The sequence below is a fragment of the Pseudomonas sp. S2_A05 genome, from assembly GCF_054668485.1.
Genome location: NZ_CP162775.1, coordinates 4,061,979 through 4,086,729, shown reverse-complemented (window position 1 = coordinate 4,086,729; position 24,751 = coordinate 4,061,979). Strand labels below are relative to the sequence as shown.

Genomic DNA, 24,751 nt, shown 5'->3' with positions numbered 1-24,751 from the left:
CTGCTGTAGAATGCGCGCCTCGGTTGAGACGAAAGATCTTAACCAACCGCTCTTTAACAACTGAATCAAGCAATTCGTGTGGGTGCTTGTGCGGTCAGACTGATAGTCAACAAGATTATCAGCATCACAAGTTACTCCGCGAGAAATCAAAGATGTAACCAACGATTGCTGAGCCAAGTTTAGGGTTTCTTAAAAACCCAAAGATGTTTGAACTGAAGAGTTTGATCATGGCTCAGATTGAACGCTGGCGGCAGGCCTAACACATGCAAGTCGAGCGGATGAGAGGAGCTTGCTCCTGGATTCAGCGGCGGACGGGTGAGTAATGCCTAGGAATCTGCCTGATAGTGGGGGACAACGTTTCGAAAGGAACGCTAATACCGCATACGTCCTACGGGAGAAAGCAGGGGACCTTCGGGCCTTGCGCTATCAGATGAGCCTAGGTCGGATTAGCTAGTTGGTGAGGTAATGGCTCACCAAGGCGACGATCCGTAACTGGTCTGAGAGGATGATCAGTCACACTGGAACTGAGACACGGTCCAGACTCCTACGGGAGGCAGCAGTGGGGAATATTGGACAATGGGCGAAAGCCTGATCCAGCCATGCCGCGTGTGTGAAGAAGGTCTTCGGATTGTAAAGCACTTTAAGTTGGGAGGAAGGGCAGTAAATTAATACTTTGCTGTTTTGACGTTACCGACAGAATAAGCACCGGCTAACTCTGTGCCAGCAGCCGCGGTAATACAGAGGGTGCAAGCGTTAATCGGAATTACTGGGCGTAAAGCGCGCGTAGGTGGTTTGTTAAGTTGGATGTGAAATCCCCGGGCTCAACCTGGGAACTGCATCCAAAACTGGCAAGCTAGAGTATGGTAGAGGGTGGTGGAATTTCCTGTGTAGCGGTGAAATGCGTAGATATAGGAAGGAACACCAGTGGCGAAGGCGACCACCTGGACTGATACTGACACTGAGGTGCGAAAGCGTGGGGAGCAAACAGGATTAGATACCCTGGTAGTCCACGCCGTAAACGATGTCAACTAGCCGTTGGGAGCCTTGAGCTCTTAGTGGCGCAGCTAACGCATTAAGTTGACCGCCTGGGGAGTACGGCCGCAAGGTTAAAACTCAAATGAATTGACGGGGGCCCGCACAAGCGGTGGAGCATGTGGTTTAATTCGAAGCAACGCGAAGAACCTTACCAGGCCTTGACATCCAATGAACTTTCCAGAGATGGATTGGTGCCTTCGGGAACATTGAGACAGGTGCTGCATGGCTGTCGTCAGCTCGTGTCGTGAGATGTTGGGTTAAGTCCCGTAACGAGCGCAACCCTTGTCCTTAGTTACCAGCACGTAATGGTGGGCACTCTAAGGAGACTGCCGGTGACAAACCGGAGGAAGGTGGGGATGACGTCAAGTCATCATGGCCCTTACGGCCTGGGCTACACACGTGCTACAATGGTCGGTACAAAGGGTTGCCAAGCCGCGAGGTGGAGCTAATCCCATAAAACCGATCGTAGTCCGGATCGCAGTCTGCAACTCGACTGCGTGAAGTCGGAATCGCTAGTAATCGCGAATCAGAATGTCGCGGTGAATACGTTCCCGGGCCTTGTACACACCGCCCGTCACACCATGGGAGTGGGTTGCACCAGAAGTAGCTAGTCTAACCTTCGGGAGGACGGTTACCACGGTGTGATTCATGACTGGGGTGAAGTCGTAACAAGGTAGCCGTAGGGGAACCTGCGGCTGGATCACCTCCTTAATCGACGACATCAGCTGCTGCATGAGCTCCCACACGAATTGCTTGATTCATTGAAGAAGACGATAGAAGCAGCCCGAAATTGGGTCTGTAGCTCAGTTGGTTAGAGCGCACCCCTGATAAGGGTGAGGTCGGCAGTTCGAATCTGCCCAGACCCACCAATTTTGTGTGGGAAACGCCTGTAGAAATACGGGGCCATAGCTCAGCTGGGAGAGCGCCTGCCTTGCACGCAGGAGGTCAGCGGTTCGATCCCGCTTGGCTCCACCACTACTGCTTCTGAAGTTTGAAAGCTTAGAAATGAGCATTCCACCGGTTTGGTGATGAATGTTGATTTCTAGTCTTTGACTAGATCGTTCTTTAAAAATTTGGGTATGTGATAGAAAGATAGACTGAACGTTACTTTCACTGGTAACGGATCAGGCTAAGGTAAAATTTGTGAGTTCTCTTAGTTGAGAAATTCGAATTTTCGGCGAATGTCGTCTTCACAGTATAACCAGATTGCTTGGGGTTATATGGTCAAGTGAAGAAGCGCATACGGTGGATGCCTTGGCAGTCAGAGGCGATGAAAGACGTGGTAGCCTGCGAAAAGCTTCGGGGAGTCGGCAAACAGACTTTGATCCGGAGATGTCTGAATGGGGGAACCCAGCCATCATAAGATGGTTATCTTGTACTGAATACATAGGTGCAAGAGGCGAACCAGGGGAACTGAAACATCTAAGTACCCTGAGGAAAAGAAATCAACCGAGATTCCCTTAGTAGTGGCGAGCGAACGGGGACTAGCCCTTAAGTGGCTTTGAGATTAGCGGAACGCTCTGGAAAGTGCGGCCATAGTGGGTGATAGCCCTGTACGCGAAAATCTCTTAGTCATGAAATCGAGTAGGACGGAGCACGAGAAACTTTGTCTGAATATGGGGGGACCATCCTCCAAGGCTAAATACTACTGACTGACCGATAGTGAACTAGTACCGTGAGGGAAAGGCGAAAAGAACCCCGGAGAGGGGAGTGAAATAGATCCTGAAACCGTATGCGTACAAGCAGTGGGAGCAGACTTTGTTCTGTGACTGCGTACCTTTTGTATAATGGGTCAGCGACTTATTTTCAGTGGCGAGCTTAACCGAATAGGGGAGGCGTAGCGAAAGCGAGTCTTAATAGGGCGTCTAGTCGCTGGGAATAGACCCGAAACCGGGCGATCTATCCATGGGCAGGTTGAAGGTTAGGTAACACTGACTGGAGGACCGAACCGACTACCGTTGAAAAGTTAGCGGATGACCTGTGGATCGGAGTGAAAGGCTAATCAAGCTCGGAGATAGCTGGTTCTCCTCGAAAGCTATTTAGGTAGCGCCTCATGTATCACTGTAGGGGGTAGAGCACTGTTTCGGCTAGGGGGTCATCCCGACTTACCAAACCGATGCAAACTCCGAATACCTACAAGTGCCGAGCATGGGAGACACACGGCGGGTGCTAACGTCCGTCGTGAAAAGGGAAACAACCCAGACCGTCAGCTAAGGTCCCAAAGTTATGGTTAAGTGGGAAACGATGTGGGAAGGCTTAGACAGCTAGGAGGTTGGCTTAGAAGCAGCCACCCTTTAAAGAAAGCGTAATAGCTCACTAGTCGAGTCGGCCTGCGCGGAAGATGTAACGGGGCTCAAACCATACACCGAAGCTACGGGTATCACCTTCGGGTGATGCGGTAGAGGAGCGTTCTGTAAGCCTGTGAAGGTGAGTTGAGAAGCTTGCTGGAGGTATCAGAAGTGCGAATGCTGACATGAGTAACGACAATGGGTGTGAAAAACACCCACGCCGAAAGACCAAGGTTTCCTGCGCAACGTTAATCGACGCAGGGTTAGTCGGTCCCTAAGGCGAGGCTGAAAAGCGTAGTCGATGGAAAACAGGTTAATATTCCTGTACTTCTGGTTATTGCGATGGAGGGACGGAGAAGGCTAGGCCAGCTTGGCGTTGGTTGTCCAAGTTTAAGGTGGTAGGCTGAGATCTTAGGTAAATCCGGGATCTTAAGGCCGAGAGCTGATGACGAGTGTTCTTTTAGAACACGAAGTGGTTGATGCCATGCTTCCAAGAAAAGCTTCTAAGCTTCAGATAACCAGGAACCGTACCCCAAACCGACACAGGTGGTTGGGTAGAGAATACCAAGGCGCTTGAGAGAACTCGGGTGAAGGAACTAGGCAAAATGGCACCGTAACTTCGGGAGAAGGTGCGCCGGTGAGGGTGAAGGACTTGCTCCGTAAGCTCATGCCGGTCGAAGATACCAGTGCCGCTGCGACTGTTTATTAAAAACACAGCACTCTGCAAACACGAAAGTGGACGTATAGGGTGTGACGCCTGCCCGGTGCCGGAAGGTTAATTGATGGGGTTAGCTAACGCGAAGCTCTTGATCGAAGCCCCGGTAAACGGCGGCCGTAACTATAACGGTCCTAAGGTAGCGAAATTCCTTGTCGGGTAAGTTCCGACCTGCACGAATGGCGTAACGATGGCGGCGCTGTCTCCACCCGAGACTCAGTGAAATTGAAATCGCTGTGAAGATGCAGTGTATCCGCGGCTAGACGGAAAGACCCCGTGAACCTTTACTATAGCTTTGCACTGGACTTTGAATTTGCTTGTGTAGGATAGGTGGGAGGCTTTGAAGCGTGGACGCCAGTTCGCGTGGAGCCATCCTTGAAATACCACCCTGGCAACTTTGAGGTTCTAACTCAGGTCCGTTATCCGGATCGAGGACAGTGTATGGTGGGTAGTTTGACTGGGGCGGTCTCCTCCTAAAGAGTAACGGAGGAGTACGAAGGTGCGCTCAGACCGGTCGGAAATCGGTCGTAGAGTATAAAGGCAAAAGCGCGCTTGACTGCGAGACAGACACGTCGAGCAGGTACGAAAGTAGGTCTTAGTGATCCGGTGGTTCTGTATGGAAGGGCCATCGCTCAACGGATAAAAGGTACTCCGGGGATAACAGGCTGATACCGCCCAAGAGTTCATATCGACGGCGGTGTTTGGCACCTCGATGTCGGCTCATCACATCCTGGGGCTGAAGCCGGTCCCAAGGGTATGGCTGTTCGCCATTTAAAGTGGTACGCGAGCTGGGTTTAGAACGTCGTGAGACAGTTCGGTCCCTATCTGCCGTGGACGTTTGAGATTTGAGAGGGGCTGCTCCTAGTACGAGAGGACCGGAGTGGACGAACCTCTGGTGTTCCGGTTGTCACGCCAGTGGCATTGCCGGGTAGCTATGTTCGGGAAAGATAACCGCTGAAAGCATCTAAGCGGGAAACTTGCCTCAAGATGAGATCTCACTGGAACCTTGAGTTCCCTGAAGGGCCGTCGAAGACTACGACGTTGATAGGTTGGGTGTGTAAGCGCTGTGAGGCGTTGAGCTAACCAATACTAATTGCCCGTGAGGCTTGACCATATAACACCCAAGCAATTTGCTGACCTGAAAAGGCACCAGATTGCGGTGTGTGAAGACGAAACGAACCGAAAGTTCGAAACGCACAAACACCTAGCTGTCACATACCCAATTTGCTGAAGCGAGGCCATCCGGTCCCGAGTCAGTACCCGAATTTCTTGACGACCATAGAGCGTTGGAACCACCTGATCCCATCCCGAACTCAGCAGTGAAACGATGCATCGCCGATGGTAGTGTGGGGTTTCCCCATGTGAGAGTAGGTCATCGTCAAGATTAAATTCCGAAACCCCAATTGCGAAAGCAGTTGGGGTTTTGTTTTGCCTGCGAGAAATGTGTCCGCTTGATTTCTATGCAACGGCCCGGGGCATGGCTATTATGCGGGCCTCATTATGAGGCGATACCTGCATGCTGACGTTGTTGAACCTACTGAAGGATGGACGATTCCATTCCGGACAGGACTTGGGCGTTGCCCTGGGAATTAGCCGAAGTGCTGTATGGAAGCAGCTACAACAGCTTGAAGCTGAACTCGGCCTGTCGATCCATAAAGTTCGCGGTCGCGGATATCAATTGTCGGCGCCTCTGATGCTCCTTGATCCACTTGAAATAACCAGGAAGATGCCCGAATGGCCGGTGCGTGTGTTCGACTCCGTCGACTCGACAAATGCCGAAGCTCTGCGCTCCATCAGCGAGGGCGCCCCCGCGCCGTTTTTGGTGCTCGCGGAGCGACAATTGGCAGGCCGTGGTCGTCGAGGCCGCAAGTGGGTGAGCCCATTTGCGGAAAATCTTTATTACAGCCTGGTTCTTCGAATAGATGGCGGCATGCGTCAGCTTGAGGGGTTGAGCCTTGTTGTTGGCTTGGCCGTGATGCAGACCTTGCGAAGCGCCGGCGTGCCCAATGCCGGTTTGAAGTGGCCCAACGATGTTTTGGTGGGTAACAAGAAAATAGCCGGCATCCTGCTCGAACTCGTCGGCGATCCGGCGGATGTATGTCATGTTGTATTGGGTATAGGAATCAACGTGAATATGCAGGTTGCCGATGAGGTCGACCAGCAATGGACTTCTATAAAACTGGAGTCAGGCAAAGCCTGCGATCGCAATGCTCTGGTGGTTGAGTTGAGTAATCAACTCAAAGCTTATACCCATAAACACCAGCTCAACGGGTTCGCAAGTCTGCAGGCAGAATGGGCGGAAAATCATCTGTGGCAGGGTCGATCCGTGTCGTTGATCGCGGGTAACAGCCATATCGATGGGATAGTGCTCGGGATTGATAGCCAAGGCGGGTTGCGCTTGATTGTAGATGGTGTTGAAAAAGTCTTTAGTGGTGGAGAGCTCAGCCTGAGGTTGCGTGATGATTCTTGAGCTTGACTGCGGCAATAGTTTTATCAAATGGCGCGTGCTGGATGCGTCGGCGAGTGGGCTGGTTTCGGAAGGGGTTGTAGATTCCAATCAGGCTTTGCTTGAGAGTCTACGGATCATAAAGCCGCTCTCGCTGCGCAAGTGTCGTTTGGTAAGCGTCAGGACTAACGAGGAAACCAGCGCTTTAACCGAAATGCTTGAGCGCGCGTTCGGTATTCCTATCGTGTGTGCGAAACCCGCCCGCGAGATGTCCGGTGTTCGAAACGGCTATGAAGACTATGAGCGTCTGGGGCTTGATCGCTGGCTGGCGATGCTCGGCGGCTTCCACCTGGCTGCCGGAAGTGCTTGCCTGGTTCTCGATTTCGGTACCGCGGTCACTGCCGATTTTGTCGCGGCTGACGGTGAGCATCTCGGGGGGTTCATTTGTCCTGGTATGCCTTTGATGCGAAACCAGTTGCGCACCCATACCCGTAAAATTCGTTATGGTGATGAAGCAGCAGAGCGCGCCCTTTCCAGTCACGTCCCGGGACGGACCACCGTTGAAGCGGTGGAGCGCGGTTGTTCTTTGATGCTGAGGGGCTTCGTTCTCACTCAATTAGAGCTGGCTCGAGCGTACTGGGGAGAGCAATTCGCCGTCTTTATTACGGGAGGGGATGCCGAGTTGGTTAAAGGCGTCGCGCCTGACGCCAGGGTTGTGCCCGACCTGGTTTTTGTCGGCTTGGCGATGGCTTGTCCCTTGTCTTGAGGTTTATATGCGTTGGTTGTTCCTGCTGCTGGTTGTACTCAATGTTTTTTACTATGTCTGGCATCAGCAGGAAGCGCCCTTGCGAGCCAAAGATGTAACGCCTCTTAATCTGTATCGTGGTTCGCAGCAGGATATCCGTCTGCTGAGCGAAACCGCAGGTGAAGGTCGAAGAGGCGAGGTGGCGCCGCGTCAGCAGTGCTTGTTCCTTGGTGGATTTTCTGACGAAGATTCAATTGCCAGGTTGCAACAGCGTCTGGTGGCGATGAAAGTCAATGTGCAATCCCTGCCGAAAGATGCTGCCGGAAGCGGGTACTGGCTGGCAGCTGCGCCGGACAGCCAGCGTTTGTTGGGCGATCTGCAGTTGCAAAACCTTTCCAAGGAATTCAATGAGTTAAAACATAAAATAATGCTGTGCGAAGGGGTTGCACCTGCTCAATAGTTTGCATAGAATGGCGCCCGCTCCACAGCGAACACCTTAAACGGGATTCGAAGTGAAGCGTGTCAACGCAGCTAACCTCAGGTTTTTAAATGAGAAAATGCTTGACAGGGGTTTGGCATGATATAGAATGCCGGCCTGATTAGGAGGGGTTCCCGAGCGGCCAAAGGGATCAGACTGTAAATCTGACGTCTACGACTTCGAAGGTTCGAATCCTTCTCCCTCCACCAGATTTAAGCGTGAGCTGCAGGCTCCGCGGGTATAGTTTAGTGGTAGAACCTCAGCCTTCCAAGCTGATGATGCGGGTTCGATTCCCGCTACCCGCTCCAAGTTTGCAGGTTGTGCAAAAGGGTTTTGCTCTTGTAGCTCAGTTGGTAGAGCACACCCTTGGTAAGGGTGAGGTCAGCGGTTCAAATCCGCTCAAGAGCTCCATATAACAAGGCAGATATGAAAATATCTGCCTTTGTTTTAATGGTTGATATTGTTTGTCTAATTTCTTCTGTAGAGGGTGATATCGATGGCTAAGGAAAAATTTGATCGTTCCCTGCCCCACGTCAACGTTGGGACCATTGGTCACGTTGACCACGGTAAAACCACTCTGACTGCTGCTCTGACTCGCGTTTGCTCCGAGGTTTTCGGTTCTGCAATCGTTGACTTCGACAAGATCGACAGCGCACCAGAAGAAAAAGCTCGCGGTATCACCATCAACACCGCGCACGTTGAGTACAACTCGAAGATCCGTCACTACGCTCACGTTGACTGCCCAGGTCACGCTGACTACGTGAAGAACATGATCACCGGTGCTGCTCAGATGGACGGCGCTATCCTGGTTTGCTCGGCCGCTGATGGTCCGATGCCGCAAACCCGTGAGCACATCCTGCTGTCCCGTCAGGTTGGCGTTCCGTACATCGTGGTCTTCCTGAACAAGGCTGACCTAGTAGACGATGCTGAGCTGCTGGAACTGGTTGAGATGGAAGTTCGTGACCTGCTGTCGACTTACGACTTCCCGGGCGACGACACTCCGATCATCATCGGTTCGGCTCGTATGGCGCTGGAAGGCAAAGACGACAACGAGATGGGCACCACTGCCGTCAAGAAACTGGTTGAAACTCTGGATGCCTACATCCCAGAGCCAGTTCGTATGATCGATAAGCCATTCCTGATGCCAATCGAAGACGTATTCTCGATCTCGGGTCGCGGTACTGTTGTGACTGGTCGTATCGAGCGCGGTATCGTTCGCGTTCAGGACCCGCTGGAAATCGTTGGTCTGCGTGATACCACCGTTACTACTTGCACCGGTGTTGAAATGTTCCGCAAGCTGCTCGACGAAGGTCGTGCTGGCGAGAACTGCGGCGTTCTGCTGCGTGGTACCAAGCGTGACGACGTTGAGCGTGGCCAGGTTCTGGTCAAGCCAGGTTCGGTCAAGCCGCACACCAAGTTCACCGCAGAAGTTTACGTTCTGAGCAAGGAAGAAGGCGGTCGTCACACTCCGTTCTTCAAAGGCTACCGTCCACAGTTCTACTTCCGTACTACTGACGTGACTGGTAACTGCGAGCTGCCAGAAGGCGTTGAAATGGTAATGCCAGGTGACAACATTCAGATGACTGTTACCCTGATCAAAACCATCGCGATGGAAGACGGTCTGCGTTTCGCTATCCGTGAAGGCGGTCGTACCGTCGGCGCTGGCGTCGTAGCAAAAATCATCGAATAAGCGGTTGTAATGTATTTTTCGGGCCGGCATAATGGTCGGCCTGATTTTGTTTTAGGTCAGTAGCTCAATTGGCAGAGCGACGGTCTCCAAAACCGTAGGTTGGGGGTTCGATTCCCTCCTGACCTGCCAGATTCACTCGGTGTATCTGGCTTTCTTTTCACAGGATCTTCATAGATGACTCCTAAAGCTGAAGCTCAAGGCTCTCGCTTCGATCTGCTCAAGTGGCTTGTAGTAGTCGCTTTAGTGGTTGTTGGCGTTGTTGGCAATCAGTATTACGCTGCTTCGCCGATCCTGTACCGTGTACTCGCTTTGCTTGCCATTGCTGCCGTAGCTGCCTTTGTAGGCCTGCAAACCGCGAAGGGCAAGTCTTTCTTTGTACTGGTTAAGGAAGCTCGCACCGAGATTCGTAAAGTCGTGTGGCCAACTCGCCAAGAAACCACGCAGACCACGCTGATTGTCGTGGCTGTTGTTCTGGTTATGGCGTTGCTGTTGTGGGGTCTTGATTCCCTGCTCGGCTGGCTTGTTTCCTTGATTGTCGGCTAAGGGTGTCCCGTGGCTAAGCGTTGGTATGTTGTGCATGCTTACTCGGGTTACGAGAAGCATGTGATGCGCTCGCTGATCGAGCGCGTAAAGCTGGCTGGCATGGAAGATGGCTTCGGCGAGATTCTGGTTCCCACTGAAGAAGTGGTTGAGATGCGTAACGGCCAGAAGCGCAAAAGCGAACGGAAGTTCTTTCCAGGCTATGTGCTGGTCCAAATGGATATGAACGAGGGTACTTGGCACTTGGTCAAGGATACTCCTCGGGTGATGGGTTTTATCGGCGGTACCGCTGACAAGCCTGCGCCAATTACAGATAAAGAGGCAGAAGCGATTCTGCGTCGCGTTGCTGATGGTAGCGACAAGCCGAAGCCGAAGACTTTGTTCGAGCCGGGCGAGACGGTACGTGTCAATGACGGTCCATTCGCTGATTTCAACGGCGTTGTGGAAGAAGTTAACTACGAAAAGAGCCGGATCCAAGTGGCAGTGCTCATTTTCGGTCGCTCTACTCCGGTGGAGCTCGAGTTCAGTCAGGTCGAGAAGGTCTAGCTGGACAAGCAATCCCAACCCCGCAGCCTTAGGCTGTGGGGTTTTGTCGTCACTGGGATAAACGCGCAAGTAACCGGGGAGCCTTTCGAGGCGTTCGAACCCGTAATTGGAGTGCCTCATGGCCAAGAAGATTACCGCTTACATCAAGCTGCAAGTGAAGGCCGCTCAGGCTAACCCAAGTCCACCGGTTGGTCCTGCTCTGGGTCAGCACGGCGTGAACATCATGGAATTCTGCAAGGCTTTCAACGCCCGTACTCAGGGTCTTGAGCCAGGTCTGCCGACTCCAGTGATCATCACTGTCTACAGCGACCGTAGCTTCACTTTCGAAACCAAATCCACCCCTGCTTCGGTTCTGCTGAAGAAGGCGGCCGGTCTGACCAGCGGTTCCGCTCGTCCGAACACCGTTAAGGTTGGCACTGTTACCCGTGCTCAGCTGGAAGAAATCGCGAAAACCAAAAACGCGGATCTGACTGCAGCTGATATGGATGCAGCCGTGCGTACTATCGCCGGTTCTGCTCGTAGCATGGGCCTTAACGTGGAGGGTGTGTAATGGCTAAGCTGACCAAGCGTCAAAAGGCTATCGCCGGCAAAATCGAAGCAGGCAAGGCCTACAACATTGTAGACGCCGCTGCTCTGCTGGCCGAGCTGTCGACTGTCAAGTTCAGCGAGTCGTTCGACGTTGCTGTAAACCTGGGTGTAGACCCGCGTAAATCCGACCAGGTTGTTCGTAGCGCTACTGTGCTGCCACACGGCACTGGCAAGACCGTTCGCGTTGCTGTGTTCACCCAGGGTCCAGCTGCTGAGGCCGCTCTGGCTGCCGGCGCTGATCGTGTAGGTATGGACGACCTGGCTGCCGAAATGAAAGGCGGCGACCTGAACTATGACGTAGTGATCGCATCCCCGGATGCCATGCGCGTTGTAGGTCAGTTGGGTCAGATCCTCGGTCCACGTGGCCTGATGCCTAACCCTAAAGTCGGCACCGTAACTCCAGACGTAGCCAACGCGGTCAAGAACGCCAAGGCTGGTCAGGTTCGTTATCGCACCGACAAAAACGGCATCATCCACACTTCCGTTGGCAAGATCGGCTTCGACGCCGTCAAGCTGAAGGAAAACGTTGAAGCCCTGATCGCTGATCTGAAGCGTATCAAGCCAGCTTCCTCGAAAGGTATTTACGTCAAGCGCGTTACCCTGAGCACCACTATGGGCCCAGGTCTGGTTATCGACCAGAGCTCGCTCGACGCGTAAGACAAAGGTTGGCGCGGATTGCCGCGCCAATTGAAAGATTGGGGTCCCTGCCTGGCGGGGGCTATCCAAGACCGTAGGCGGCGCAAGCCTTAAACCTCAAGCCTACGCAGATGGTGCTCCCGGTTCCTTACCGAATCAGACACCAAAACGACATTCGGTTCCGATCGAATGAAACGGTAACAAGCAGGAGTTAAACCCGTGGCAATTAATCTCGAAGACAAGAAGGCCATCGTCGCTGAAGTCAACGAGGCTGCCAAAGTCGCTCTGTCCGCTGTCGTGGTTGATGCACGTGGCGTAACAGTAGGCGCAATGACCGGACTCCGTAAAGAGGCTCGTGAAGCTGGCGTTTACGTACGTGTTGTACGTAACACCCTGCTCAAGCGCGCTGTTGCTGACACTCAATACAGTGTTCTCAACGACGTGTTCACCGGCCCGACCCTGATTGCATTCTCGAACGAACATCCGGGCGCTGCTGCCCGTATCTTCAAAGAGTTTGCCAAGGGTCAGGACAAGTTCGAGATCAAGGCAGCTGCGTTCGAGGGCAAGTTCCTCGCAGCTAATCAGATCGACGTACTGGCAACTCTGCCGACCCGTGACGAAGCAATTTCTCAGCTGATGAGCGTGATTCAAGGCGCAACCAGCAAATTGGCTCGTACTCTGGCGGCAATTCGCGACCAGAAAGAAGCTGCCGCAGCCTAAGGCTCGTCACTTCTCGCGTTTTTTGTTTATTTCGATGGTCGCGTAGGCCGTCCCCCAATTCAGGAATTGAGTCATGTCTCTGACTAACGAACAAATCATCGAAGCAATCGGCCAGAAATCCGTAGTGGAAATCGTTGAGCTGATCAAAGCGATGGAAGAAACCTTCGGTGTTACCGCTGCTGCCGCTTCGGCTGGCCCAGCTGTAGCTGCTGCTGCTGTTGAAGAGCAAACCGAGTTCAACGTTGTTCTGCTGGAAGCTGGCGAGAAGAAGGTTAACGTGATCAAGGCAGTTCGTGAACTGACCGGTCTGGGCCTGAAAGAAGCCAAAGAGAAAGTAGACGGCGCTCCTCAGGTTGTAGCTGAAGGCGTTTCGAAAGAAGCGGCTGAAGACGCCAAGAAGAAGCTGGAAGAAGCAGGCGCTAAAGTCGAGCTGAAGTAAGCATCGACTTTGCTCCTCCAGCCCGAGCGTCAAGCGACAGGCTGATGGCTGGTGGCTCTTGCCACCGGCCTTTTTCCGTTATTGGCAGCCGACTGGGTCGGTGCTGATAAAGGCGCTGTAACCACCCGATGCGGTGGCGCAAACCATGGGGTTTGCACGATTTTCTGGCTGCTCCCGTCGGGAGGGGCCAAACAAGCAGGTGACCAAGCTGGGGAACGCTGATGGCTTACTCATATACTGAGAAAAAACGTATCCGCAAGGACTTTAGCAAGTTGCCGGACGTCATGGATGTGCCTTACCTCCTGGCCATCCAGCTGGATTCGTATCGTGAATTCTTGCAAGCGGGAGCGACTAAAGATCAGTTCCGCGACGTGGGCCTGCATGCGGCCTTCAAATCCGTTTTCCCGATCATCAGCTACTCCGGCAATGCTGCGCTGGAGTACGTCGGTTATCGCCTGGGCGAACCGGCATTTGATGTCAAAGAATGCGTATTGCGCGGTGTAACTTTCGCCGTACCTTTGCGGGTAAAAGTGCGCCTGATCATTTTCGACAAAGAATCGTCGAACAAAGCGATCAAGGACATCAAAGAGCAAGAAGTCTACATGGGTGAAATTCCCCTGATGACTGAGAACGGTACCTTCGTAATCAACGGTACCGAGCGTGTTATCGTTTCCCAGCTGCACCGTTCCCCGGGCGTGTTCTTCGACCACGACCGCGGCAAGACGCACAGCTCCGGCAAACTGCTTTACTCGGCTCGCATCATTCCTTACCGCGGTTCGTGGCTGGACTTCGAATTCGACCCGAAAGACTGCGTCTTCGTGCGTATCGACCGTCGTCGCAAGCTGCCGGCCTCGGTACTGCTGCGCGCACTCGGTTACACCACCGAAGAAGTGCTGGACGCGTTCTACACCACCAACGTATTCCACCTGAGCGGCGAAACCCTCAGCCTGGAACTGGTGCCATCGCGCCTGCGTGGTGAAGTTGCGGTTCTGGACATCCAGGACGAGAAGGGCAAGGTCATCGTTGAGCAAGGCCGCCGTATTACCGCGCGCCACATCAACCAGATCGAGAAGGCCGGTATCAAGACGCTGGACGTGCCACTGGACTACGTCCTCGGCCGCACCACCGCCAAGGCTATCGTGCACCCGGCTACCGGCGAAATCCTGGCCGAATGCAACACCGAGCTGAACACTGAAGTCCTGGCAAAGATCGCCAAGGCCCAGGTCGTTCGCATCGAGACCCTGTACACCAACGACATCGACTGTGGTCCGTTCGTCTCCGACACACTGAAGATAGACTCCACCAGCAACCAGTTGGAAGCGCTGGTCGAGATCTATCGCATGATGCGTCCGGGCGAGCCGCCAACCAAAGACGCTGCCGAGACCCTGTTCAACAACCTGTTCTTCAGCCCTGAGCGTTATGACCTGTCTGCGGTCGGCCGGATGAAGTTCAACCGTCGTATCGGTCGTACCGAGATCGAAGGTTCGGGCGTGCTGTGCAAGGAAGACATCGTCGCGGTCCTGAAGACTCTGGTCGACATCCGTAACGGTAAAGGCATCGTCGATGACATCGACCACCTGGGTAACCGTCGTGTTCGCTGCGTAGGCGAAATGGCCGAAAACCAGTTCCGCGTTGGCCTGGTACGTGTTGAGCGTGCGGTCAAAGAGCGTCTGTCGATGGCTGAAAGCGAAGGCCTGATGCCGCAAGACCTGATCAACGCCAAGCCAGTGGCTGCAGCGGTGAAAGAGTTCTTCGGTTCCAGCCAGCTGTCGCAGTTCATGGACCAGAACAACCCGCTGTCCGAGATCACCCACAAGCGTCGTGTCTCTGCACTCGGCCCTGGCGGTCTGACTCGTGAGCGCGCAGGCTTCGAAGTCCGTGACGTACACCCGACTCACTACGGTCGTGTCTGCCCGATTGAAACGCCGGAAGGTCCGAACATCGGCCTGATCAACTCCCTGGCTGCGTACGCTCGCACCAACCAGTACGGCTTCCTGGAAAGCCCGTACCGCGTGGTGAAAGAGGGTGTGGTCACCGACGAGATCGTGTTCCTGTCCGCTATTGAAGAAGCCGATCACGTGATCGCGCAGGCTTCGGCGACCATGAACGAGCAGAAAGTCCTGATCGACGAACTGGTTGCGGTACGTCACCTGAACGAATTCACCGTCAAGGCGCCGGAAGACGTCACCCTGATGGACGTTTCGCCGAAGCAGGTTGTGTCGGTTGCAGCGTCGCTGATTCCGTTCCTCGAGCACGACGACGCCAACCGTGCGTTGATGGGTTCGAACATGCAGCGTCAGGCTGTACCGACTCTGCGCGCTGACAAGCCGCTGGTAGGTACCGGCATGGAGCGTAACGTAGCCCGTGACTCCGGCGTTTGCGTCGTGGCTCGTCGTGGTGGCGTGATCGACTCCGTCGACGCCAGCCGTATCGTGGTTCGTGTTGCCGATGACGAAGTTGAAACCGGTGAAGCCGGTGTCGACATCTACAACCTGACCAAATACACCCGCTCGAACCAGAACACCTGCATCAACCAGCGTCCGCTGGTACGTAAAGGTGATCGGGTTCAGCGTAGCGACATCATGGCCGACGGCCCGTCCACCGACATGGGTGAGCTGGCACTGGGTCAGAACATGCGCATCGCGTTCATGGCATGGAACGGCTTCAACTTCGAAGACTCCATCTGCCTGTCCGAGCGTGTTGTTCAGGAAGACCGTTTCACCACGATCCACATTCAGGAACTGACCTGTGTGGCCCGTGACACCAAGCTTGGCCCAGAGGAAATCACTGCGGACATCCCGAACGTGGGTGAAGCTGCACTGAACAAGCTGGACGAAGCCGGTATCGTTTACGTAGGTGCTGAAGTAGGCGCAGGCGACATCCTGGTGGGTAAGGTCACTCCGAAAGGCGAGACCCAACTGACTCCGGAAGAAAAACTGCTGCGTGCAATCTTCGGTGAAAAAGCCAGCGACGTTAAAGACACCTCCCTGCGCGTGCCAACCGGCACCAAAGGTACTGTCATCGACGTACAGGTCTTCACCCGCGACGGCGTTGAGCGTGATGCTCGTGCACTGTCGATCGAGAAGTCCCAGCTGGACGAGATCCGCAAGGATCTGAACGAAGAGTTCCGCATCGTTGAAGGCGCGACTTTCGAACGTCTGCGTTCCGCACTGGTAGGCCACAAGGCCGAAGGCGGCGCCGGCCTGAAGAAAGGTCAGGACATCACCGACGAAGTACTCGACGGTCTTGAGCACGGCCAGTGGTTCAAACTGCGCATGGCTGAAGATGCGCTGAACGAGCAGCTCGAGAAGGCTCAGGCCTACATCGTTGATCGTCGCCGTCTGCTGGACGACAAGTTCGAAGACAAGAAGCGCAAACTGCAGCAGGGCGATGACCTGGCTCCAGGCGTGCTGAAAATCGTCAAGGTTTACCTGGCAATCCGTCGCCGCATCCAGCCGGGCGACAAGATGGCCGGTCGTCACGGTAACAAGGGTGTGGTCTCCGTGATCATGCCGGTTGAAGACATGCCGCACGATGCCAATGGCACCCCGGTCGACGTAGTCCTCAACCCGCTGGGCGTACCTTCGCGTATGAACGTTGGTCAGATTCTCGAAACCCACCTGGGCCTCGCGGCCAAAGGTCTGGGCGAGAAGATCAACCGGATGGTCGAAGAGCAGCGTAAAGTCGCTGAACTGCGCACTTTCCTGGACGAGATCTACAACCAGATCGGCGGTCGTAACGAAGATCTGGACAGCTTCTCCGATCAGGAAATCCTCGATCTGGCGAACAACCTGCGTGGCGGCGTTCCAATGGCCACTCCAGTGTTCGACGGCGCCAAGGAAAGCGAAATCAAGGCCATGCTGAAACTGGCAGACCTGCCGGAAAGCGGCCAGATGCAGCTGACCGACGGCCGTACCGGCAACAAGTTCGAGCGTCCAGTTACCGTTGGCTACATGTACATGCTGAAGCTGAACCACTTGGTAGACGACAAGATGCACGCGCGTTCTACCGGTTCTTACAGCCTGGTTACCCAGCAGCCGCTGGGTGGTAAGGCGCAGTTCGGTGGTCAGCGTTTCGGGGAGATGGAGGTCTGGGCACTGGAAGCATACGGTGCTGCTTACACTCTGCAAGAAATGCTCACAGTGAAGTCGGACGATGTGAACGGCCGTACCAAGATGTACAAGAACATCGTGGATGGCGATCACCGTATGGAGCCGGGCATGCCCGAGTCCTTCAACGTGTTGATCAAGGAAATTCGTTCCCTCGGCATCGATATCGATCTGGAAACCGAATAACACGTGACGCGAATCGAGAGCGGGGCAGGATTGCCCGCTCTCTGCTCCGCCAGGAGGAAAGGCCTTGAAAGACCTACTGAATTTGCTGAAAAACCAGGGTCAAGTCGAAGAGTTCGACGCCATCCGTATCGGATTGGCCTCGCCGGAGATGATCCGTTCGTGGTCGTTCGGTGAAGTTAAAAAGCCGGAAACCATCAACTACCGTACGTTCAAACCTGAGCGTGACGGCCTGTTCTGCGCCAAGATCTTTGGCCCGGTAAAGGATTACGAGTGCCTGTGCGGTAAGTACAAGCGCTTGAAGCACCGTGGTGTGATCTGCGAGAAGTGCGGCGTTGAAGTTGCACTGGCCAAGGTTCGTCGTGAGCGCATGGCGCACATCGAGCTGGCTTCGCCGGTTGCCCACATCTGGTTCCTGAAATCGCTGCCGTCCCGTATCGGCCTGCTGATGGACATGACCCTGCGTGATATCGAGCGCGTTCTCTACTTCGAGAGCTATGTCGTTATCGATCCAGGCATGACCACCCTTGAAAAAGGTCAGCTGCTGAACGACGAGCAGTACTTCGAAGCGCTTGAAGAGTTCGGTGACGATTTCGATGCCCGCATGGGTGCTGAAGCTGTCCGTGAACTGCTGCACGCTATCGACCTGGAGCACGAGATTGGCCGTCTGCGCGAAGAGATTCCGCAAACCAACTCGGAAACCAAGATCAAGAAGCTGTCCAAGCGTCTGAAGTTGATGGAAGCCTTCCAGGGTTCCGGCAACCTGCCAGAGTGGATGGTACTGACCGTTCTGCCGGTTCTGCCGCCAGATCTGCGTCCACTGGTCCCGCTGGATGGCGGTCGTTTCGCGACCTCCGACCTCAACGATCTGTATCGTCGAGTGATCAACCGTAACAACCGTTTGAAGCGCCTGCTGGATCTGTCCGCTCCGGACATCATCGTGCGCAACGAAAAGCGCATGTTGCAGGAAGCGGTCGATGCATTGCTCGACAACGGTCGTCGTGGTCGCGCTATCACCGGTTCCAACAAGCGTCCTCTGAAATCCCTGGCTGACATGATCAAGGGTAAGCAGGGTCGTTTCCGTCAGAACTTGCTCGGTAAGCGTGTTGACTACTCCGGTCGTTCGGTAATTACCGTAGGCCCGACCCTGCGTCTGCACCAGTGCGGTCTGCCGAAGAAGATGGCTCTCGAGCTGTTCAAGCCGTTCATTTTTGGCAAGCTGGAAATGCGTGGTCTGGCGACCACCATCAAAGCGGCCAAGAAAATGGTCGAGCGCGAACTGCCAGAGGTTTGGGACGTTCTCGCTGAAGTGATTCGCGAACACCCGGTTCTTCTCAACCGTGCACCGACCCTTCACCGTCTGGGTATCCAGGCGTTTGAACCGGTACTGATCGAAGGTAAGGCTATCCAGCTGCACCCGCTGGTCTGCGCCGCGTACAACGCCGACTTCGACGGCGACCAAATGGCCGTGCACGTACCGCTGACACTGGAAGCCCAGCTCGAAGCGCGTGCGTTGATGATGTCGACCAACAACATTCTGTCGCCAGCCAACGGTGAGCCAATCATCGTTCCGTCGCAGGACGTTGTATTGGGTCTGTACTACATGACTCGTGAAGCGATCAACGCCAAGGGCGAAGGTCGTGTGTTCGCGGATCTGCAGGAAGTCGACCGTGTGTTCCGTGCCGGCGAAGCTGCACTGCACGCCAAGGTCAAGGTTCGTATCAACGAAACCGTCAACGACCGTGACGGCAACAGCGTGAGCGGTACCCGTATCGTCGACACCACTGTCGGCCGTGCGCTGCTGTTCCAGGTTGTGCCGAAAGGTCTGTCGTTCGACGTCGTCAACCTGCCGATGAAGAAAAAGGCGATCTCCAAGCTGATCAACCAGTGCTACCGTGTGGTTGGTCTGAAAGAGACCGTGATCTTCGCTGACCAGTTGATGTACACCGGTTTCGCTTACTCGACCATCTCCGGCGTTTCGATCGGTGTTAACGACTTCGTTATCCCGGATGAAAAAGCCCGCATCATCGGTGCAGCCACCGACGAAGTGAAAGAGATCGAGAGCCAGTACGCCTCCGGCCTGGTAACCCAGGGCGAGAAGTACAACAAAGTGATCGACCTCTGGTCGAAAGCGAACGACGAAGTTTCCAAGGCGATGATGGCCAACCTCTCGAAAGAGAAAGTCATCGACCGTCACGGCGACGAAGTCGACCAAGAGTCTTTCAACTCGATGTACATGATGGCCGACTCGGGTGCGCGGGGTTCCGCAGCACAGATTCGTCAGCTGGCCGGTATGCGTGGTCTGATGGCCAAGCCGGACGGTTCCATCATTGAAACGCCGATTACTGCGAACTTCCGTGAAGGTTTGAGCGTACTTCAGTACTTCATCTCGACTCACGGTGCTCGTAAAGGTCTGGCGGATACCGCGTTGAAAACTGCGAACTCCGGTTACCTGACTCGTCGTCTGGTAGACGTGGCGCAGGATCTGGTTGTAACCGAGATCGATTGCGGCACCGAACACGGTCTGCTGATGACTCCGCACATTGAAGGCGGTGACGTTGTAGAGCCGTTGGGTGAGCGCGTATTGGGTCGTGTCATTGCCCGTGACGTATTCAAGCCAGGCACCGAGGACGTCATCGTTCCTGCCGGTACTCTGGTAGACGAGAAGTGGGTCGAGTTCATCGAGCTGAACAGCATCGACGAAGTGATCGTGCGTTCGCCGATCAGCTGCGAAACCCGCTATGGCATTTGCGCCAAGTGCTACGGCCGTGATCTGGCTCGTGGTCACCAGGTGAACATCGGTGAAGCGGTCGGCGTTATCGCTGCCCAGTCCATCGGTGAGCCGGGTACCCAGCTGACCATGCGTACGTTCCACATCGGTGGTGCGGCAAGCCGTACTTCCGCAGCCGACAGCGTTCAGGTGAAGAATGGCGGTACCGTCCGTCTGCACAACCTGAAGCACGTCGAGCGAGTGGATGGTCACCTGGTTGCTGTGTCCCGTTCCGGTGAGCTGGCAATCGCTGACGATTTCGGTCGTGAGCGCGAGCGTTACAAGCTGCCGTACGGTGCTGTGATTTCGGTTAAAGAAGGTGACAAGGTCGACGCTGGCGCAATCGTGGCCAAGTGGGATCCGCACACTCACCCGATCGTTACCGAAATGAAAGGTACCGTGACCTACGTGGGCATGGAAGAAGGCATCACGATCAAGCGTCAGACTGACGAATTGACCGGTATGACCAACATTGAAGTACTCGACGCGAAAGATCGTCCTGCAGCGGGCAAAGAAATTCGTCCTGCAGTGAAGATGGTCGACGACAACGGCAAGGATCTGTTGCTGCCAGGCACTGACGTAATCGCTCAGTACTTCCTGCCAGCCAACGCCCTGGTCGGTGTGGCTGACGGTGCGAAGATTGCGATCGGTGATGTTATCGCTCGTATCCCGCAGGAAACTTCGAAGACCCGTGACATCACCGGTGGTCTGCCGCGTGTTGCCGACCTGTTTGAAGCGCGTCGTCCGAAAGAAGCGTCGATTCTGGCTGAAGTCAGCGGCACCATCGCGTTCGGTAAAGAGACCAAGGGCAAGCGCCGTCTGGTCATTACCCCGAACGACGGTAGCGATCCGTACGAAGAGCTGATTCCGAAGTGGCGTCACCTGAACGTCTTCGAAGGCGAACAGGTAAACCGCGGCGAAGTTATCTCCGACGGTCCAAGCGATCCGCACGACATCCTGCGTCTGCTGGGTGTGAGCGCGCTGGCCAAGTACATCGTCAACGAGATCCAGGACGTTTATCGTCTGCAAGGCGTGAAGATCAACGACAAGCACATCGAGACCATCCTGCGTCAGATGCTGCGTAAAGTTGAGATCTCCGAGTCCGGCGATTCCAGCTTCATCAAGGGCGACCAGATGGAGCTGACTCACGTTCTGGTCGAGAACGAACGTCTGAGCGCGGAAGACAAGTTTGTCTCCAAGTTCACTCGCGTTCTGCTGGGTATCACCAAGGCGTCGTTGTCCACCGAATCGTTCATCTCGGCGGCTTCCTTCCAGGAAACCACTCGCGTACTGACCGAAGCGGCAGTCACCGGCAAGCGCGATTACCTGCGCGGCCTGAAAGAAAACGTAGTCGTGGGTCGTCTGATCCCGGCCGGTACCGGTCTTGCCTATCACAGCGAGCGCAAGCGTCGCCGTGATGCCGACAAGCCGTTGCGCGTAAGCGCCAGTGAAGTGGAAGCTGCACTGACCGAAGCGCTGAACTCGAGCGGTAACTGAGTTCTGCGATAAACGAGAGTGAGGCCCTGATCGCTCCGTTCGTCGAATCGAGACATTAAGTCAAGGTTCGATGGGCGGGGAGGTCGGGGCCTTGCCTTGACTGGAATCAAGATCCTCTTTAGACTCTTGATCCCCTAAATTTGGCGGGAATTCGTTCCTGCCATTTTGCTTTTCTTGCAAGACAATAGCGTCGCAAGACAACAGTGGAGCTAGTAGATGGCAACTATCAACCAGCTGGTACGTCAGCCGCGTAAGCGTATCGTCGAGAAATCCGACGTGCCTGCGCTGCAGAACTGCCCGCAACGTCGTGGCGTGTGCACCCGTGTGTACACCACCACGCCGAAAAAACCTAACTCGGCACTGCGTAAAGTATGCCGTGTGCGTCTGACCAACGGTTTCGAGGTTTCCTCGTACATCGGTGGTGAAGGCCACAACCTGCAAGAGCACAGCGTGGTACTGATCCGCGGCGGTCGTGTAAAAGACTTGCCAGGTGTTCGTTACCACACCGTTCGCGGCTCCTTGGATACTTCCGGCGTTAAAGGCCGTAACCAGGGTCGTTCGAAGTACGGTACCAAGCGTCCGAAGTAATCGGCCGTTTTGCAGATTTTTATTTTATTGAGTCGATAAGAGTAAGGTCGGGCACGCATCCTCTGGATCTGTCCCGAGCTAACCTGAAGACCGCTTGAGGGCTTATCATGCCAAGACGTCGCGTAGCAGCAAAGCGTGAGATTCTGGACGATCCGAAATACGGAAGCCAGATCCTCGCCAAATTCATGAACCACGTTATGGAAAGCGGCAAGAAAGCCGTTGCCGAGCGTATCGTTTATGGTGCCCTGGAAACCGTTGCGGCCCGTAAGGCTGGCACCGATCCCCTGGAACTCTTCGAAAAAGCACTCGACGCCATCGCTCCGCTGGTCGAAGTGAAGTCGCGCCGCGTTGGTGGTGCTACTTACCAGGTTCCGGTCGAGGTTCGTCCTTCCCGTCGTAACGCTCTGGCAATGCGCTGGTTGGTAGACTTCGCCCGTAAGCGCGGCGAGAAGTCTATGGCTCTGCGTTTGGCTGGCGAACTGCTGGATGCTGCTGAAGGTAAAGGTGCTGCTGTTAAGAAGCGTGAAGACGTGCACCGTATGGCCGAAGCTAACAAAGCTTTCTCGCACTACCGCTTCTAATTTTAGCTTCACTAATTTTGCGAGGGCTTTATGGCTCGTACTACTCCGATTAGCCGCTACCGTAACATCGGTATCGTCGCTCACGTGGATGCTGGTAAAACCACCACCACCGAGCGCGTACTGTTTTACACCGGCAAAAGTCACAAAATGGGCGAGGTGCATGATGGCGCCGCGACCACAGACTGGATGGTTCAGGAGCAGGAGCGTGGTATTACCATTACTTCTGCTGCCATTACCGCCTTCTGGAAAGGTTCCGAGAAGCAGTACTCTCACGAGCACCGTTTCAACGTAATCGATACCCCGGGCCACGTTGACTTCACCATTGAAGTTGAGCGTTCCCTGCGCGTACTCGACGGCGCTGTCGTTGTGTTCTGCGGTACTTCGGGTGTTGAGCCGCAGTCGGAAACCGTATGGCGTCAAGCCAACAAATACGGCGTTCCACGTCTTGTTTACGTAAACAAGATGGACCGTGCCGGCGCCAACTTCCTGCGCGTGATCGGTCAGATCAAGCAGCGTCTGGGTCACACTCCGGTGCCGATCCAGTTGGCCATCGGTTCCGAAGACAACTTCCAGGGTCAGATCGATCTGATCAACATGCAAGCTGTCTACTGGAACGACTCCGACAAAGGTATGGTCCCTGTTCGCAAGGACATTCCTGCCGAGCTGCAAGAGCTGGCGGAAGAGTGGCGCAACAACATGGTTGAAGCTGCCGCCGAAGCCAACGAAGAGCTGATGAACAAGTACCTGGAAGGCGAAGAGCTGTCGATCGAAGAGATCAAGGCGGCTTTGCGTCAGCGTACTATCGCCGGCGAAATCGTTCTGGCCGTTTGCGGTTCTTCGTTCAAGAACAAGGGCGTTCCCCTGGTTCTCGACGCCGTTATCGACTACCTGCCTGCTCCGACCGACATTCCTGCTATCAAGGGTTCCAACCCTGATAACGAGGAAGAAGAGATGGAGCGTCATGCAGACGACAACGAGCCTTTCGCGGCTCTGGCGTTCAAGATCGCTACCGACCCATTCGTGGGTACTCTGACCTTTGTCCGCGTTTACTCGGGCGTGTTGAACTCCGGCGACGGCGTGATCAACTCGGTCAAAGGCAAGAAAGAGCGCGTGGGTCGTATGGTGCAAATGCACGCAAACGCCCGTGAAGAGATCAAGGAAGTACGCGCTGGTGACATCGCGGCCCTGATCGGCATGAAGGACGTCACCACTGGTGAAACCCTCTGCAACGCTGACAAGCCAATCATCCTGGTTCGCATGGACTTCCCGGAGCCGGTTATTTCGGTTGCCGTAGAGCCTAAGACCAAGGATGACCAGGAAAAAATGGGTATCGCTCTGGGCAAACTTGCTCAGGAAGACCCGTCTTTCCGCGTTAAAACTGATGAAGAGACTGGTCAGACGATCATCTCCGGCATGGGCGAGCTGCACCTGGACATCCTGGTTGACCGGATGCGCCGTGAGTTCAACGTCGAAGCCAACATCGGCAAGCCTCAGGTTTCGTATCGTGAGCGCATCACGAAGAACTGTGAAATCGAAGGCAAGTTCGTTCGTCAGTCCGGTGGTCGCGGCCAGTTCGGTCACTGCTGGATCCGTTTTGCTCCTGCTGACGAAGGTCAGGAAGGTCTGCAATTCGTGAACGAAGTTGTAGGTGGTGTGGTTCCTAAGGAATACATCCCGGCTATCCAGAAGGGTATCGAAGAGCAGATGAAGAACGGCGTTGTTGCCGGCTATCCGCTGATCGGCCTGAAGGCTACCGTGTTCGATGGTTCTTACCACGACGTCGACTCCAACGAGATGGCGTTTAAAGTGGCTGCTTCCATGGCGACCAAGCAACTGGCCCAGAAGGGTGGTGGTGAGTTGCTCGAGCCGATCATGGCGGTAGAGGTTGTTACGCCTGAAGACTATATGGGTGATGTGATGGGCGACCTTAACCGTCGTCGCGGCATGATCCAGGGTATGGAAGACACAGTGTCCGGCAAGGTTATCCGTGCCGAGGTTCCACTGGGTGAGATGTTCGGTTATGCGACCGACGTTCGTTCCATGTCCCAGGGTCGCGCAAGCTACTCTATGGAATTCAAAAAATATGATACGGCTCCGTCGCACATCGTCGAATCCGTAACCAAAAAACAAGGCTGATTCAGCCCCTTTAGGCTAGGA

General features: G+C 54.7%; 15 protein-coding genes, 6 tRNA genes and 3 rRNA genes. All 24 read left to right on the top strand.

What is annotated here, in order from left to right:
* The first annotated feature begins 209 nt into the window (after nt 1–209).
* Nucleotides 210–1,746: ribosomal RNA gene (locus AB4O12_RS18690) — 16S ribosomal RNA — on the top strand.
* Nucleotides 1,747–1,827: 81 nt separating this feature from the next.
* Nucleotides 1,828–1,904: transfer RNA gene (locus tag AB4O12_RS18685), tRNA-Ile, on the top strand.
* Between the two features lie 30 nt (nt 1,905–1,934).
* Nucleotides 1,935–2,010: transfer RNA gene (locus AB4O12_RS18680), tRNA-Ala, on the top strand.
* A gap of 247 nt (nt 2,011–2,257) precedes the next feature.
* Nucleotides 2,258–5,152, top strand: a 23S ribosomal RNA gene (locus AB4O12_RS18675).
* 154 nt (nt 5,153–5,306) lie between these two features.
* Nucleotides 5,307–5,422 (top strand): 5S ribosomal RNA (rrf, locus tag AB4O12_RS18670).
* The 16S, 23S and 5S rRNA genes sit together here with 2 tRNA genes alongside, the layout of an rRNA operon.
* A 132-nt stretch (nt 5,423–5,554) precedes the next feature.
* A complete protein-coding gene (gene birA / locus AB4O12_RS18665) occupies nt 5,555–6,508 on the top strand; it encodes a bifunctional biotin--[acetyl-CoA-carboxylase] ligase/biotin operon repressor BirA (RefSeq protein ID WP_150638814.1) in 954 nt (317 codons plus the stop codon).
* Nucleotides 6,498–7,250, top strand: coding sequence for a pantothenate kinase (locus AB4O12_RS18660; RefSeq protein WP_095181970.1), 753 nt, complete (start codon nt 6,498–6,500; stop codon nt 7,248–7,250). Before birA ends, AB4O12_RS18660 begins: the two co-directional genes overlap by 11 nt.
* A gap of 7 nt (nt 7,251–7,257) precedes the next feature.
* On the top strand, nt 7,258–7,689 hold the full coding sequence (locus AB4O12_RS18655; protein ID WP_095181969.1) for a hypothetical protein: 432 nt from the start codon (nt 7,258–7,260) through the stop codon (nt 7,687–7,689).
* Between the two features lie 142 nt (nt 7,690–7,831).
* Nucleotides 7,832–7,916: transfer RNA gene (locus AB4O12_RS18650), tRNA-Tyr, on the top strand.
* A 25-nt stretch (nt 7,917–7,941) separates the two neighbouring features.
* A tRNA-Gly gene (locus AB4O12_RS18645) sits at nt 7,942–8,015 on the top strand.
* 27 nt (nt 8,016–8,042) lie between these two features.
* A tRNA-Thr gene (locus tag AB4O12_RS18640) sits at nt 8,043–8,118 on the top strand.
* A gap of 85 nt (nt 8,119–8,203) precedes the next feature.
* Nucleotides 8,204–9,397: an elongation factor Tu gene (gene tuf / locus AB4O12_RS18635; protein WP_064361246.1), complete on the top strand. Its 1,194-nt coding sequence runs from the start codon at nt 8,204–8,206 to the stop codon at nt 9,395–9,397.
* A 53-nt stretch (nt 9,398–9,450) separates the two neighbouring features.
* Nucleotides 9,451–9,526: transfer RNA gene (locus tag AB4O12_RS18630), tRNA-Trp, on the top strand.
* Between the two features lie 45 nt (nt 9,527–9,571).
* On the top strand, nt 9,572–9,940 hold the full coding sequence (gene secE / locus AB4O12_RS18625; RefSeq protein WP_016772937.1) for a preprotein translocase subunit SecE: 369 nt from the start codon (nt 9,572–9,574) through the stop codon (nt 9,938–9,940).
* Nucleotides 9,941–9,949: 9 nt separating this feature from the next.
* Nucleotides 9,950–10,483, top strand: a complete 534-nt coding sequence (nusG, locus tag AB4O12_RS18620) for a transcription termination/antitermination protein NusG (RefSeq protein ID WP_007957598.1) — start codon at nt 9,950–9,952, stop codon at nt 10,481–10,483.
* Between the two features lie 118 nt (nt 10,484–10,601).
* Nucleotides 10,602–11,033, top strand: coding sequence for a 50S ribosomal protein L11 (gene rplK / locus AB4O12_RS18615; RefSeq protein WP_003176435.1), 432 nt, complete (start codon nt 10,602–10,604; stop codon nt 11,031–11,033).
* Nucleotides 11,033–11,728, top strand: a complete 696-nt coding sequence (rplA, locus tag AB4O12_RS18610; RefSeq protein WP_024014523.1) for a 50S ribosomal protein L1 — start codon at nt 11,033–11,035, stop codon at nt 11,726–11,728. Before rplK ends, rplA begins: the two co-directional genes overlap by 1 nt.
* A gap of 198 nt (nt 11,729–11,926) precedes the next feature.
* Nucleotides 11,927–12,427, top strand: coding sequence for a 50S ribosomal protein L10 (rplJ, locus tag AB4O12_RS18605; RefSeq protein WP_008081912.1), 501 nt, complete (start codon nt 11,927–11,929; stop codon nt 12,425–12,427).
* 73 nt (nt 12,428–12,500) lie between these two features.
* The gene (rplL, locus tag AB4O12_RS18600) at nt 12,501–12,866 is read left to right on the top strand and encodes a 50S ribosomal protein L7/L12 (protein ID WP_007962228.1); all 366 of its coding nucleotides are present in this window, start codon (nt 12,501–12,503) and stop codon (nt 12,864–12,866) included.
* A 221-nt stretch (nt 12,867–13,087) separates the two neighbouring features.
* Nucleotides 13,088–17,161: a DNA-directed RNA polymerase subunit beta gene (gene rpoB / locus AB4O12_RS18595; RefSeq protein ID WP_016772939.1), complete on the top strand. Its 4,074-nt coding sequence runs from the start codon at nt 13,088–13,090 to the stop codon at nt 17,159–17,161.
* Nucleotides 17,162–17,225: 64 nt separating this feature from the next.
* Nucleotides 17,226–21,425, top strand: a complete 4,200-nt coding sequence (gene rpoC, locus AB4O12_RS18590; protein WP_016772940.1) for a DNA-directed RNA polymerase subunit beta' — start codon at nt 17,226–17,228, stop codon at nt 21,423–21,425.
* Nucleotides 21,426–21,641: 216 nt separating this feature from the next.
* Complete coding sequence (gene rpsL / locus AB4O12_RS18585) at nt 21,642–22,013, top strand: 30S ribosomal protein S12 (protein ID WP_003186084.1); 372 nt, start codon at nt 21,642–21,644, stop codon at nt 22,011–22,013.
* 107 nt (nt 22,014–22,120) lie between these two features.
* Nucleotides 22,121–22,594 carry a 30S ribosomal protein S7 gene (gene rpsG / locus AB4O12_RS18580; protein WP_016772941.1) on the top strand — a complete coding sequence of 158 codons (474 nt, stop codon included), beginning with the start codon at nt 22,121–22,123 and terminating at the stop codon, nt 22,592–22,594.
* Nucleotides 22,595–22,624: 30 nt separating this feature from the next.
* The gene (gene fusA / locus AB4O12_RS18575) at nt 22,625–24,730 is read left to right on the top strand and encodes an elongation factor G (protein ID WP_016772942.1); all 2,106 of its coding nucleotides are present in this window, start codon (nt 22,625–22,627) and stop codon (nt 24,728–24,730) included.
* Nucleotides 24,731–24,751 lie beyond the last annotated feature (21 nt).